Origin of the sequence: Psychrobacter sp. VH5 (genome assembly GCF_050572635.1) — a bacterium.
In the GTDB taxonomy this organism is placed as follows: Bacteria; Pseudomonadota; Gammaproteobacteria; order Pseudomonadales; family Moraxellaceae; genus Psychrobacter; species Psychrobacter celer.
The window spans coordinates 1,701,612-1,716,054 of record NZ_CP192145.1; the positions used below are offsets into that span (position 1 = coordinate 1,701,612).

The 14,443-nt window shown below is 46.6% G+C and carries 9 protein-coding genes; 5 read left to right on the forward strand and 4 right to left on the reverse strand.

Features of this window, described 5'->3' with window-relative positions:
- Window positions 1-148 precede the first annotated feature (148 nt).
- From ACNFVB_RS07200 to ACNFVB_RS07210, 3 genes are all read right to left on the reverse strand, one after another.
- On the reverse strand, window positions 149-1,732 hold the full coding sequence (locus ACNFVB_RS07200) for an ATP-binding cassette domain-containing protein (RefSeq protein ID WP_430737020.1): 1,584 nt from the start codon (window positions 1,730-1,732) through the stop codon (window positions 149-151).
- On the reverse strand, window positions 1,729-3,339 hold the full coding sequence (locus tag ACNFVB_RS07205) for an ATP-binding cassette domain-containing protein (protein WP_430737021.1): 1,611 nt from the start codon (window positions 3,337-3,339) through the stop codon (window positions 1,729-1,731). The genes ACNFVB_RS07200 and ACNFVB_RS07205 overlap by 4 nt, the downstream gene beginning before the upstream one ends.
- A gap of 193 nt (window positions 3,340-3,532) precedes the next feature.
- Window positions 3,533-4,672: a histidine decarboxylase gene (locus tag ACNFVB_RS07210; protein ID WP_430738491.1), complete on the reverse strand. Its 1,140-nt coding sequence runs from the start codon at window positions 4,670-4,672 to the stop codon at window positions 3,533-3,535.
- A 463-nt stretch (window positions 4,673-5,135) separates the two neighbouring features.
- On the opposite strand from ACNFVB_RS07210, the gene ACNFVB_RS07215 reads away from it, so the two are divergent.
- Window positions 5,136-7,241 (forward strand): condensation domain-containing protein, encoded by a 2,106-nt coding sequence (locus ACNFVB_RS07215; protein ID WP_430738492.1) that lies wholly within the window; start codon window positions 5,136-5,138, stop codon window positions 7,239-7,241.
- A 585-nt stretch (window positions 7,242-7,826) separates the two neighbouring features.
- Here ACNFVB_RS07215 and ACNFVB_RS07220 read toward each other — a convergent pair.
- Window positions 7,827-8,873 carry a hypothetical protein gene (locus ACNFVB_RS07220; protein WP_430737022.1) on the reverse strand — a complete coding sequence of 349 codons (1,047 nt, stop codon included), beginning with the start codon at window positions 8,871-8,873 and terminating at the stop codon, window positions 7,827-7,829.
- A 289-nt stretch (window positions 8,874-9,162) separates the two neighbouring features.
- On the opposite strand from ACNFVB_RS07220, the gene ACNFVB_RS07225 reads away from it, so the two are divergent.
- From ACNFVB_RS07225 to prpC, 4 genes are all read left to right on the forward strand, one after another.
- Entirely contained in the window at window positions 9,163-10,218 is a 1,056-nt protein-coding gene (locus ACNFVB_RS07225; RefSeq protein ID WP_430737023.1) for a LysR family transcriptional regulator, read from the forward strand.
- 278 nt (window positions 10,219-10,496) lie between these two features.
- Window positions 10,497-11,804 carry an NRAMP family divalent metal transporter gene (locus ACNFVB_RS07230; protein WP_430737024.1) on the forward strand — a complete coding sequence of 436 codons (1,308 nt, stop codon included), beginning with the start codon at window positions 10,497-10,499 and terminating at the stop codon, window positions 11,802-11,804.
- A gap of 433 nt (window positions 11,805-12,237) precedes the next feature.
- Window positions 12,238-13,131 (forward strand): methylisocitrate lyase, encoded by an 894-nt coding sequence (prpB, locus tag ACNFVB_RS07235; RefSeq protein WP_430737025.1) that lies wholly within the window; start codon window positions 12,238-12,240, stop codon window positions 13,129-13,131.
- 111 nt (window positions 13,132-13,242) lie between these two features.
- A complete protein-coding gene (gene prpC, locus ACNFVB_RS07240; protein ID WP_430737026.1) occupies window positions 13,243-14,373 on the forward strand; it encodes a bifunctional 2-methylcitrate synthase/citrate synthase in 1,131 nt (376 codons plus the stop codon).
- Window positions 14,374-14,443 lie beyond the last annotated feature (70 nt).

Sequence of the window (14,443 nt, forward strand, 5' to 3'; positions counted from 1 at the left end):
GCTTTATATCTCTATGTTTCATCATCTATAGTGTCTGTGTTCAAATAAAGAAGCGAATACAGTAGCGAACCGCACAAAAGAAAAATAACTTTTAATCAGGCGGTTTTATAGCAGCGTCTCTTTTTATTTAGATTCGACTATATCAGACCTATAAGGCGATAGATTGTGTCGGCTGCCAGATCGTCGCATCACGATGTGTCACAAAAACCACCGTAGCAGACAAGGCGCGAATGCTATCGGCAATACCTTTTTCGATTTGTTCATCTAAAGCCGATGTCGCTTCATCTAATACTAAAATGGGCGCTTTTTTGAGTAATGCGCGTGCCAGTGCGACGCGTTGACGCTCTCCTCCTGATAAAGCCGCGCCTTGCTGACCCACGGACTGATGTATCCCCTCAGGGGTACGATCAATCACAGACTCCAGCCTCATTTTTCGGGCAATGCTGTCAATCTCAACGTCTGATGCTTGCGGATTGCCAATACGGATATTTTCAGCCAGAGTGCCTGTAAATACGATGGGATCTTGAGGGACATAGGCGATATGCGCCGCCAGATCTTCATATGCCATGTCATTGATCTTTACGCCGCCGAGTAAAATATGACCGTGTTCAGGGTCATCAAAGCGCATCAATAACTCAAGCAAGGTACTCTTACCGCTGCCGCTCACACCCGTAACCCACACTCGATTGCCTTCTGGGATATCAATATTGATGTCTTTTAAGACAGATGCATGACTTACCTGACGTATACTGAGCTGATAGTCAGCAGGAGCAGATTTGAAAAGGGCGGGCTCAGGCAGCGTTGGTGTATTGATCGCCTGCTGATAATTCTGCAAAGAGGCTTTTAAATCGTTAATACCCAAACCTGCCACAGCCAGTTCACCAAGTGGAGCGGCTGCACGACCGACCAAAACCAGTACTGCCAAGATCATTACCGCACTACTGCCACCTGTGATAATGAGATAAGCGGCCATACCAGCTATAGGTAACACGGTAGCTAGGTTTGAGACAAACACAGCCATGGCGGCAGCGTGGTTGGTGCTTTTTAAGGTCTCTTCTTGAATACACCAGCGCTGCTCAATACGGGCGATGGCGCGTTTGGGCCCTGCCGCTGTTCTTAATAACTCAATATGATCTACCAATTCAAGCGTGGCTTCTGCGGTGCTGGCTTCTGCCTTATGCCGATTATTGTCAGCACGACTTAGCGCCCGCTGTGATAAAAATTGGACGATCAGAGACAATATCAATAGCGCCGCCGCCACTAATGCTAGCGTCAACCCTGCAACCACGCCGATTCCAAAGATTAAGAATAAGGGGATACAGGGCGCATGCAAGAACTTTTGTAGCTGATGCGCGGGGATACTCATAAATCCTGGTATACCTTGACCAGCAATGGTTGCAACCTGAGCACGATGCTCATTGGTAAACCAAGACAGCTTGGTACGCGAGAGAGCTTGACCCAGCGCCGCGTACAAGTCACCCGCCAGTCGCACACCAGTTAAGTAACCTGAACGATTGACCCATACGGTAGCAAGAATGGCGGCACAAGAGGTGATTAAGACCCATTTGGGCGACCATTGATTGACAATACCTAGTGCCAGCGCGGTATAAGCAATGGCTTCTAAGAAAGCAACCGCGATCCAGCCTACCCCTACTGTCACCAATCGTCTACGCGCAATCGCGGGCAATGACGGTGTCGGCTTTTTGTGTGGTGTGTCTACGGTAATACTCATGACAAGCGCTCCAGATCAGTATTGGGTATCAGCTCTAGTCGAGCATCTGTTTGATCGGCCAATGCCTTATCATGCGTCACCATAATGATGGTCTTTTCTCGATTGTGTGCTTCATCTAGCAAGGCTGTTAGCACTTTTGTAACCCTCGCCTGATCCAGAGCGCTGGTCGGTTCATCAAGCAAGATGATAGGTGCTGATGATAAGAATACGCTGGCAAGACCGATACGCTGACGTTCGCCGCCTGAGAGCGACTGAGCATCAACGCTCAGATCCACGCTCAGCTGAGCGCACTCTAATGCCGCATGAAGCTCGTGATCTGTAGCGTTCGGGGCAAATAGTAGTAGGTTGTCTTTGATGGTTGCAGGCAGTACATCACCCCCTTGCGGTACGAACAATACAGCGTTATGTCTGGTGTGTTCATCCAGCTTGGCTATGTTTGTGTTTGCCAGCTGCACCTGTCCGGCGTGCAATGGCTCAAAGCCTGCCAGCATACGCAGCAGCGTCGTTTTACCCACGCCGCTGGGCCCTGTGATGGCAGTGACGGCATTTGTCTTAAATGTATGCGTCAGCCCATCAATAATCTGGACATTGTCGATCACCATCTCAGCGTCTGTAATTTTTAGCGCGAACGGCGCTGATAGCTGCGTTATTTGACCCTTGGGTAATATGGGTTGTTGTAATAATGCAATCAGCCGACTTGCCGCGGCTTTACCAGCGCCAACATAATCCAGCCCATGCCCCAAACGTAATGCGGGACTGACAACGGCAAGACTGAAAAACAAGATCGTGGCTAGCACTGGGGTGTCGTAGTCATAAGCAATCAGATAAGCAATCGCAAATGTCGCTACCGCTTGTAGCAGTGCCACGGCCATACCTGCGAGCGTCGCCACTTTACTCACCCACATGACCAAGCTGTCTGTAAAGCGCTTGGTAGCATCATGATAAGCTGCCAGCGCCCCCGACTGTTGACCATAGATACGATTGACGCGGATACCACGTGCATAGTCATCTACAGCGGAGATAACCTCGCCCACCACCTGCATGCGCGCAGCACCATCACGCGCTGTCACGCGCGGCACAATGACCAGATAATATAAAGACGCGATCACACCTGGGAGTAAGACCCATAGCGCCACAGGGCCTGCCACACTCACCAATATAACAATAGATACCAGCGGTAAAATCGCAAAGCTTGTCACCTCTGAGGGCAGATGCGCCACCATATGATGCAGCGTCGCAATATCTTCTGACACCAAGCGCCGCAAGGACTGATCGCCTTGCTTGGATAATGTGCTGGCAGGCAATCGGGTCACGTGATTGGCCACTTGCCGCCGCAATCTTGCAGAAAACGCCGCTTCTGCATCATGAGCCAGCGCCGATGCGGCGGCGGCAAACAAAGCGCCTAGCAACCACAGCCCCACAGCCGCAATCACCCACGATAATGCGATATCATCGATTAATTTGACCAAGCACCACAGCGCCCCAAGCATGGCCAGACCAGATAAGGACGAGGACAACACGCCAATAGAGAGCTTGGGGAGTGCAGGACGTAAAGCAGGCATGATTACAGGGTCAGTCATCAAGCTGCGCAATGTTAACTTGCTCATTGATTCCTCCGATGACCGCGGTTGGTTTGTTCCATAAATTAAATCCAGCGCGCTTATTTACCAATATGATTGGTTGTCAGCATGATTAAAAAAAGGTAGCGGTCAATAGGTTTGATCGCTTTGTATTCAAGGTTAGGTAGAGCAGTGATACTAAGATTAAGTGGTACTAAGATTAAGTAGTACTAAGACCGCATTAGCTGAGCTGTAAACGCTCTTGTAAGCTTGCAACCACATCTTTAATCAAAGCATCAATCTTATGACTGTCTTTATGATGCGCGGTCGCAATCAGATGGGCATGATCCTCAGAGACAGCAAGACCATGCTTTTTCCACACGGCCTCAGCGGGGCACGGAAACACCACAGTGATAGAGTTAGTGTTGCGCCATGCATCAATCCCCGCTTCTTGGAATTGATCAACCGCGTATTGAGCCATGTTCAGACAGTGTTGAATACGTTGCTGCCACTGCTGTGGTGAACGATTATGAATAGCCGCCCACATAAATAGCACGGAGTGACCATTTCGAGAGCCACTAATGGTTTGATCGCGGGCGCAAATATAGTCGATATCTACGGCGATACGATCGACGTTTTTACGCTTTGCCACCACAATACCGCATGGCACAGGCGAGCCAATCATTTTATGTCCAGACACACTGATAGAGTCGATACCATCGCCAAATGAAAATGGCTGCGGACAGTCCACAAAAGGCAAAATCATACCGCTGAGCGCCGCATCTGCATGCAAATAGTAGTCCTGACGACGGATGCCAACGTGCTCTAATTGCTGTTGAATGATTTTTATATTGTCTACCGCCCCTGACATGGTCGTACCAATATTGGCGAAGATGATAGGGTTTTTGTCCCCATTGCGCTGTACCTGATGAATCAAATCATCGTAATCCATTTCGCCATTGTCTGAAGACGCAATAACACACGACTTCATACGCAGCAATTTGGCAATTTTTAAGACTGAATAATGTGTCTCTTTGGAGTAGTACAACGTGGCATGGGGAAATAGCTCTCTTGCTAAATAGCAGCAGAACATGTTCCCTTCTGTCCCACCATTAGTGACATAGCCCCAGCTGTCCTCAAAAGGTACTTGAAACAAATCGGCATAGTAATTCATCACTTCTTTTTCAAATGCAAATGAGTTCAGCGCATAGTTACTGGGTGCGTCCCAGTCGCCGCAGTTGTTGAGGGAAAAATTAAAAAATCGATACAAAGCAGAATAGTCGAAGTCTGCAGATTCAGGATAGCCAACATTAAAATACTGATTTTTTAGGCAATAATGCCAAAAATCATTAAGACGTTCTTGACAAGTAACAGATAGCATCACATTCATTCCCACCAAAGACTGGGTTACATATGGTTGTTTTTTACGAATAATAGTCAATTAAAGTATGTTCTATAATATTAGATACGTACTTATAGACTATTAGTCACCGCTACATTTTTTTGTCAATCAATTATGAGTAAAGGCTTTGGAGCCTTGTCATGAATAGGCTATTTGGGTATGGCTGAATTCACACTCTTGACAAGAGTTCTGATTATAATGATAATGATAATGATAATCAACCTCATTTAAAAATTAAGATCCTGATTGACTTATCAGCGCTTAGATCGCTGGTATATTTTGGTACGTTTTATTTGTGCATACCCTCTTTACATATATACCTCTTAACATAAATGAGGTTTTTATTAATTTTTATTCAATAGGACAAATCATGTTGGCACAAAATTCTACAGTACACGTACAGCCGCCTATGCCAGTCAGCGACTATGAAGAGCATATTTGGATGCTACAATTACAACAACCTGAACAGGTTATTCGACATAGTGAGGCTTGGCGGCTGAGTGGCGATATCGATGAGGGGGTATTACGCCAAGCGATTAAAGACGCTATAGAAGAGATACCTGATTTAAATGTCAGATATCGTTTTAGTGATGATGGGGACTTGTATAAATACCAATATGAACAATCTGAGTGCTGCTTACAGACGGCTAGCGTGGCTACTACCGATATCCCTACCTATATATCCAAGCTCAAGGATATGCCATGGAATGCGGCGCTTAACCCGCCTTTTAATTCATTTATTGTACATACTGAGTGCGATACTGTGCTTATATTGGCGCTGCATCCCATAGTTGATGAGACTCATCAACTGGCAGACATTACTGGTATCATACAAAACCGCTATCATCAGCGGATGCCGCAAGATGCTACTCTGAGCTGGACAGCCATTGAAACGCCAGTATCCACACACAACACACAAAAAAGCGCCTCAGAGCAGGCGCAAAATCAAGAAGCGCGTACTGCCATTATTCTTGGCGAATTTCGCGCCGCGCTGGCAGAGCCTGAGATGACGGCAGCAGATGATTTCTTTGATTATGGCGGTCACTCCTTATTGGCCACCCGTATTATTGGCAAGCTTGCCCAGTCTCATGGTATTGACATTGGCTTTAACGATTTTTTTAAATCACCCTCAGCTGCCGCTCTTGCCAAGCATGTGAGCGTCAATACAACGGATCACACGGCCGAAGCACCAACAGCAGCGACTGACGCTGCTGTCTTTCAAGAACAAGCACCGCTGACATTGGCGCAGCAGTTTTTGTGGCATGCTTATACGGCCTATGAGTTTAGTCCGATATACAATCTACCCTTTGCTATCGCTTTTTCTGAGGCGGTCGATGAACAGATTCTCTATCAAGCTTTTAGCGATATCATCGAACGTCATGCCAGTTTGCGTACGACCTTTCACACACAGAACGATGTAACGCTACAGCGCATTGTACCTGTCTCAGAGCTGAATCAATATCAATGGTTTTGGTTTAGTGAGGACAGTCAAGGCGTCACCCTAACTGATGAAGCCAATTACCAATTTGACCTCGCCTCTGAGCTGCCATTAAGGATTCGCTTTTTGCAAAGCCCAGCATCTGAGCCACAAGTGCTGTCCTTACTGATACATCATATGGTCATTGATGAGTGGTCATTAAATACCATCATGGTAGACCTCTCTCAGGCTTATTTATCTAGAGCGCTACATCAAGAGCCGCAGTGGGAGGCAGCCGCAGGTAATATCAATGATTTTGCGCTATTTCAGCAACAGCAAGGGATAAACCAGCAACATGTCAATTATTGGACAGATAAGCTGCGTGACGCCCCTAAGGGATTTTCGCCGCCTGACTCAAGTGCCACTATCACGCCAAATGAGGTATCAACCAACGCACAATGCATAGAGCTGGATCTTGGTACAGAGGCCTATCAGACAATATCCGCCTTTGCTCGGAAACATGGGTCATCCTTATTTGGGGTTATATATACAGCGATCGCCCTGTCTTTGCACAAGCAAAGTGGGTTAGAGGATATCGTTATTGGTACGTCCGCCTCTGGCAGAACCGATGCCGAATTTTTCGATACAGTTGGTTATTTTACAACGATGGTCGCACATCGTATCCAATTCGATACTGAGCAATCTGTTGAATCGCTACTCAACGATATTACCTTTACCATCAATGACTCTATGCGCTATGCAGACATCCCGATTGATATTATCCAAAAATCACTGGGGATGTCCCCTACCGATGGCCTACTCTTTGATGTCTATATACACATTCATTCAAATAACGCCTTAAATGGTACGTTAACGGCTCCTAATAATAAAGCGATAAACTATCAACAAATACCACCGAAAAAAGACATTTCGATGTTTGGGCTGCATTTTGAGATTATGGATGATGTATTTGAAGAAGATCAGCATGCTTTGCGCATAGTGACCACTTATCAACAAGACCGCTATTCTACGGCGCTGGTAGAGAGTATTTGTGACAAAATCAGTCAGATATTAGCGATACTAAACACGACCAATGGCAGTGATTATAAGCTCGGTCAAGTGCTACTCTGATGTGATTTAAGAGCGCAAATTTACACGCGATTTTTGATATATTGGTATATGCAAACTTCGTCATAATGGTGCTGTGTTTTTCAATGCGATTGGCGATAAATCATACCAATCGCCCAGTTAATGTCATTTGATTCTTTCTCATTCATTAAAGACGCAATACTCACTGTCCTTACAAGATCACCCCAAAAATTTCTGAATTTAGAAGAACAGTGGCTAATATCGTAGAAGGCAAAGATTCTTGCTTGCTTGTGATATATGGCCTGTGCTCTATTCATGACTGTAATACTGGCACTAAGTATGCACAGCGCCTGAGATAGCTATCTGATAAAGTAAAAAAATACTCATAGTCATGAGAAGCTACTTTGAAAAGCCGCGTACGATTTTTGGCTGGTTCATGAACCAATCTGCAATATACCTGTGCTATTCTTTTATTTTAATATGCTTCCTCGTGAACCTCATTTCAGGTAGCCATAAGTTAAATAAGGTCTATAAAATACTATGTCAGTGATTATATTAGCGCTTACTAGACATTGCCTTGTTAAGCACTGTATGGTCAGTCCACCCTACAAGGAACATCATCAATCATTAATCATTGGTCTCGCGGTACAAGGTGGTTTGTGATTCATTTTTAAATTCTTCGTAAGTAATCACAGGCTCAGCATCCAACTCAGTATCCAAATTCTCATCCTCGCTGGTTGAGGCAGCATTGTTTTGACTTTCGTCAGCTGGCTGCTCGGTTGTGGCGATTTCGTCTGGTTTATCTGAGCTAAGTGCTGCAGCAGAGTCGCTTGGCGCTATATGATCAGCAGTTGCACTGGTGTCTGTCATCGCATCTTGCTCTTGCTGAGTCGCTACAGCCACAGTGCCCGTGGTTACTGTATCGTCATTATCAGGGGTTGTGGCTTCTGTACTTTGTATAGGGTTGTCTTTTGTATCGCTAGAGAAATAAGTGATGGCGGCATAACCCAGCACGGCCGCTGCCAAAAGTACTGAGCCGATACCGATAATGAGTGTTGATGGTTTGCGTTTACTTGCCAGCGCTTGCTCGTCTTGAGGATCGATACTTTGACTTTGAGAGTCGGTACTTTGATAGCTGCTAGCCTCAACCTCTGTGCTGGCAGCCGCTTGACGATCCTGTGGTTCATGGTCGTCGATGTGATGCTTTGGCGCTACGCCGCTATCTATTTCTACAATATCTGCGCTAAATAAACTGCCCGTCTCTTTGTCGGTATCTACCCCACCCTCAGGCGTTGATACACTGTGAGAGGTCGTACTATCTGGCTCAGAAAAGTCCAGCGTAAAATCAAGTTTGTCGTTGTCGCGCTCAGTATCTGGTGCCGCAGCTGTTGGGTCGTTTGGCGGCTGTTTTGGCTGGCTGTCATGCTTATCTTGACTGGCAAACCATTGTAGCTCTTCGTCGGTCAGCGGCTCATAAGCAGGCAGATGATGTGCGCTTTTTAGAGGCTCTAGTTTTTTATGAGGCTCAGGGTGCTGCACGCGGTTCAAAAAACGCTTGTAGATATCACCATTGCGCTTGTCTCTGCGATTTTTAGCATTGGCAATCTTTTTTGCCAACTTTGTGTCAAGCTTTGCTTCAAGATCAATACTACTGTCATTATTTATATCGTTCATAGAATGATACCGAGCCAGTTATACTATTACCATTAGATAAAGGATGATACAGTTTATTTGCCAAATGTAACAGCACCGTTACGGCCAATATAATTGCCTACTGCTCTATCTTCAAGCACAATTTGTAGGTTTTACCTATTTACCCTTACAGGGCGCACTTGACAGGGCGCGCTTGATTTTTTCAAACGTATGATGGTTCTTTCATCATGTCAGGCACGTTGCCAACGTTTTAAATCAAACGATTAAAATACAGTATAAAGACAACAATAGATATAACAGGCACTCAGATATGGATTTAAAACAACTGAAGGCGTTCATTGCGATTGCAGATCTACGCAGCTTTAGCGCAGCGGCAACCCAGACAGGTTTGTCGCAGCCAAGTCTGAGTCGCCTGCTCAAACAGCTTGAGACAGAGATGGGGGTGGTGCTCATTGATCGTTACCATCGGCCGCTGCATTTGACAGATGCGGGGGCGTTTTTTTATGAAAAAATCAGTGCCGTACTGACAGAGATAGAGACAGTCACCAGCATGACTCAGCGCTTATCTATGCCCAGTAGCACACTCAATATCGGCTTTGTGCCATCGGTGCTGTATGGGCTACTACCCGACATTATCGCCACCCTAAAGCAGTCAAACCCTGACATCGATGTCAATCTAAAAGACATCAGCTCTTATCAGCAGATCGATTCCCTAAAATCTGGCGAGATTGACATTGGTTTTGGGCGCTTTGCTCACCAAGATCCTTGGATTCAGCAGATACTCCTACGTCATGAGCGCTACGTGGTGGCCTTGCCCAAGGCGCATCCGCTCGCGCAGGTGCGTGCGCAGCGTTTGATCGATTTGGCAAATAACCGCCTGATTTTATACCATCAAACACACCTGCCGATAGCCACCACAGTATCGACAGCTTTTTCGTCATCAAAGCCTAAGTCGCCGGCCACTTCTCCAATAGATACCGATTCTGCAGCTCAGCAGCATACGTCATTGGACTCTCAAGCGCCGCTAGGACAAAACGAGCCGACCACCGAGCCGCTGCTGCATTTATTTGCCCAATACGGTGTATCACCATTTATGACCACGACAGTGAGTGACTTACAAGTAGCGCTGGGCCTAGTGGCGGCAGGCGAAGGGATCACGCTGGTGCCTGCCAGCCTAAGCACTGTCCGTACCGAGCAGATCAGCTATCAGCGCCTCATTCACGAAAACGCCACCTCCCCTATTTATTTACATACGCTCAAAGACTGCGTCCATCCAAGCATCCCCGACCTACTCACCGCGACGTATCAAGTGTATGAGCAGCGCGGTATCACCTATCGACCACAAAAATTTGCCTCGATGCCTTAAATTATCAGATATCGAACGATTATTATGTTATAAAGAACGACCAAAAAAATTTGTCCAAACTCTTGATATTTATATGCAATTATGCTAACTATCGAGAATGGGCATGCAAACAATTAGTAATAATTATTAGAATAATCATTCTCCTGAACAGCTTCGGTGTGCTAAAGTCGATAAAAGATGAATCGTTTTATTAAAAGGTAATAAAACATTCATGACCGTTCATTGGCAGACTGACACAGGTAAGTGATGATTTGCCGTTCAAACATCTCGAGGTATTCATGTCCACACAACCACTCAACAACTCTCGCATTGCAAGCACCGACGCGACCGACAGCGCAACCGATGAGGCGCAGCAGCCCAAGGGCTTTAGCTGGCGTATCTTTGGCCCAGGTATTTTGATGGCGACGGCCGCTATCGGCGGCTCGCATCTGATCTCATCAACGCAGGCTGGCGCGATATATGGCTGGCAGCTTGCGATCATGATTATTTTGGCCAACGTCGTTAAGTATCCGTTTTTTCGCTTTGGTACTGATTATGTCTATGATACAGGTGAGAGTCTGATTGCTGGCTATGCCAAGCGCTCAAAGGTCTATCTTTGGGTGTACTTTATCCTATCTATCTTGTCTGCCGTCATCAGTACCGGCGCTGTGTCACTGATTGCTGCGGTGATATTAGGCTTTATGCTGCCCGCCTCTCTTGGTCTATCGACGATGACGTTATCGCTCATCATCGTGGCCGTATCGTGGTTCTTTTTGATTGCAGGTCACTATAAGTTACTCGATGGCGTGACCAAATGGATCATGATTGCTCTCGCGACGGCTACCGTTGCGGCGGTCATCATCGCTGCTGGCAAGCCGACCGTGATGGCGGCTGACTTTGTTGCCGCCTCGCCATGGAATTTGGCAACACTAGGCTTTATTGTGGCGTTGATGGGCTGGATGCCCGCGCCATTAGAGTTTGCTGCCATTACCTCTATGTGGACCTCTGCCAAGGTCAAAACCGATCATACGACCCACCGTCAGGGCTTGCTAGACTTTAATGTCGGTTACTCAGTATCTGCGATTTTGGCGCTGTTTTTCTTATCACTTGGCGTGTTTGTGCAGTACGGCTCAGGACAAGAGATTGAGCTGGTTGGCGGCGCTTATATCAATCAGTTGATCAACATGTACACAGCGACCATCGGTGAGTGGTCGCGGCTGCTGGTCGCCTTCGTCGCCTTTATGTGTATGTTTGGCACCACCATCACCTGTGCCGACGGTTATGGCCGTGCCAATGCAGAGTGCTGGCGTTTGCTCAAAGGTGAAAAGGAAATCAACAAAAAACAAGTCGCGTTTTGGACAACTTATGCCATCGGTGGTGGTTTGGTAATCATTACCTTCTTTACAGGTCAGCTCGGCGCGATGCTCAAGTTTGCTATGATTTCCGCCTTTGTCTCAGCGCCCATCTTTGGCTGGCTCAACTACTCACTGGTGAAAAAGCATAAAAAGCTCTCAGCTGGCATGAATGCTTGGTCGATCGCTGGGCTTATTTTCTTAGCCAGCTTTGCGTTGTTGTTCTTAGCCAACCTAACCGGTATGTTTGGCTAGAGAGCATAAAAGCACCTCTTTCTTAAGCGAATAAGGCTCAAGCCATAAAAGCCCTTTTAGCATTTTTAGTATTGCTATTAGGGCTTTTTTTGGCGACTAGATAACGCCCCTGCTCCTTTGCTTTGTCAAAGCCTGCCAGCGTAGATATTATTGTAAATAAATGTAAATAAAACCTCGCCGGTACTTTAATGATTTAAAGGATATAAATAATAAATCAAAGAAATAATGACTTTTTGGATAATGCTATTTGAAATACGAATATATTTAGTTTTATTTCACTGTTAAATTAGCAATATTTTATAAATCTAGCTTAGCGGGGTCTTTGCATCGGTAGATATTTGGGTATAATCAAAAACTAATACGATCAACCTCACTTTTTACTTTTTATACTCAGTGTTTTGCATAAAACGATAACAAGGACAAGGACCCCCACATGACTTCTTTATCCGCTGGCGCACGTTTTCGCCAAGCTTTGGCTCAAAAAAACGACCAAAACCAACCCTTACAGATCGTCGGTACTATCAACGCCTATACCGCGATGATGGCGACCCAAGTCGGTCATCAGGCCATCTATCTATCAGGCGGCGGCGTGGCCAATGCGTCTTTTGGCTTACCTGATCTGGGCATGACCAGCCTTGATAATGTGCTAGAGGATGCGCGCCGTATCACCGACGCGGTAGATACGCCGTTATTGGTCGATATCGATACTGGTTTTGGTGGCGCTTTTAATATCGCCCAAACCATCAAAAAAATGGAAAAAGCGGGCGTGGCTGCTGTACATATCGAAGACCAAGTGGCACAAAAACGCTGCGGCCATCGCCCAAACAAAGAAATCGTCAGTATCTCAGAGATGGTCGATCGCCTAAAAGCGGCTTTAGATGCCAAAACCGACCCTGATTTTGTGGTCATGGCGCGCACCGATGCGTTATCGGTTGAAGGGTTAGACGCGGCGGTTGAGCGTGCCGTTGCTTTTGCTGAGGCCGGCGCTGATATGATTTTTGCAGAAGCGTTAACCGACATCGAGATGTATCGCAAGTTTACCGATGTGCTCGATATCCCTGTACTGGCCAACATGACAGAGTTTGGCCAGACCGATCTATACACCACCGATCAGCTATATGGAGTGGGTGTCGATATGGTGCTGTACCCTTTATCTGCTTTTCGCGCGATGAACAAAGTCGCCCTCAATGTCTATCAGCATATATTAGATGACGGCACACAAGAAAACGTCGTCGATACCATGCAGACCCGCATGGAGCTATATGATTTCTTGAACTATCATGAGTTTGAGCAAACACTAGATAAATTGTTCGCGGATAATAAGTAAGCACCGATTAATAAGTGTCAATCAATAAGCATCTATAATAAGTGCTTATCACTATGACATCACCCTTTTCGTCAATTACCCAAACAAGCCACCTAAAAAAGGAATTCAACCATGGCAGCACAAAAAGAATTATCAGGCGCAGGCCTACGTGGTCAAGTCGCAGGCAAGACCTCGCTATCGACAGTTGGCAAATCAGGCTCAGGTCTGACCTATCGCGGCTACGATGTCTCTGAGCTGGCGGACAAGTGTATCTTTGAAGAAGTGGCGTATTTGCTACTGTATGGCAACTTGCCCACCCAAAGCGAGCTTGATGCGTATCAAGCCAAACTCAAAAAAATGCGCGGCCTACCGCAAGCGCTAAAAGACGTACTCGAGCGCATTCCAGCGGACTCGCATCCTATGGACGTACTGCGTACAGGCTGCTCGATGCTAGGTAACCTTGAGATGGAAACCGACTTTGATCAGCAAAATGATAAAACCGATCGTATGCTGGCGGTGTTCCCATCTATCATCAACTACTGGTATCGCTTTAGCCATGACAACGTGCGTATCGAGACCGAAACGGACGATGCTACTATCGGTGGGCATTTCTTGCATCTACTCAAAGGCGAGAAGCCAAACGAGCTACACGAGCGCGTGATGAATGTCTCATTGATCTTGTACGCTGAGCATGAGTTCAATGCGTCTACCTTTACCGCCCGCGTTTGCGCCTCAACTCTATCTGATATTCACTCTTGTATTACCGGCGCGATTGGCTCCTTGCGGGGTCATCTGCATGGCGGCGCGAATGAAGCAGCGATGGATATGATCGAGGGCTTTAGCTCACCTGATGAGGCCGAAAAAGAGATGATGGCCATGCTGGCGCGTAAAGATAAAATCATGGGCTTTGGTCATGCGATCTATAGCGAGTCGGATCCGCGTAACGTCGTCATCAAAGGTTGGTCTGAAAAGCTGGCGGCTGACGTCGGTGATGAGGTGCTATACCCAGTATCGGTACGCTGTGAAGAAGTCATGTGGCGCGAGAAAAAACTGTTTTGTAATGCTGACTTTTTCCATGCTTCAGCCTATCACTTTATGGGCATCCCGACCAAGCTGTTTACGCCCATCTTTGTCTGTTCACGCTTAACTGGCTGGGCGGCGCACGTGTTTGAGCAGCGCGCCAACAACCGTATCATTCGCCCAAGCGCGGAATATACGGGCGAAGAGCTGCGCCCAGTACCGGACATCGGCGCGCGCGGTTAATTTTCTTAAATAACAGCGATTTTTAATAACCCTTCTTAGTAAGGATGATCCGTCATGACAGACAACAAAC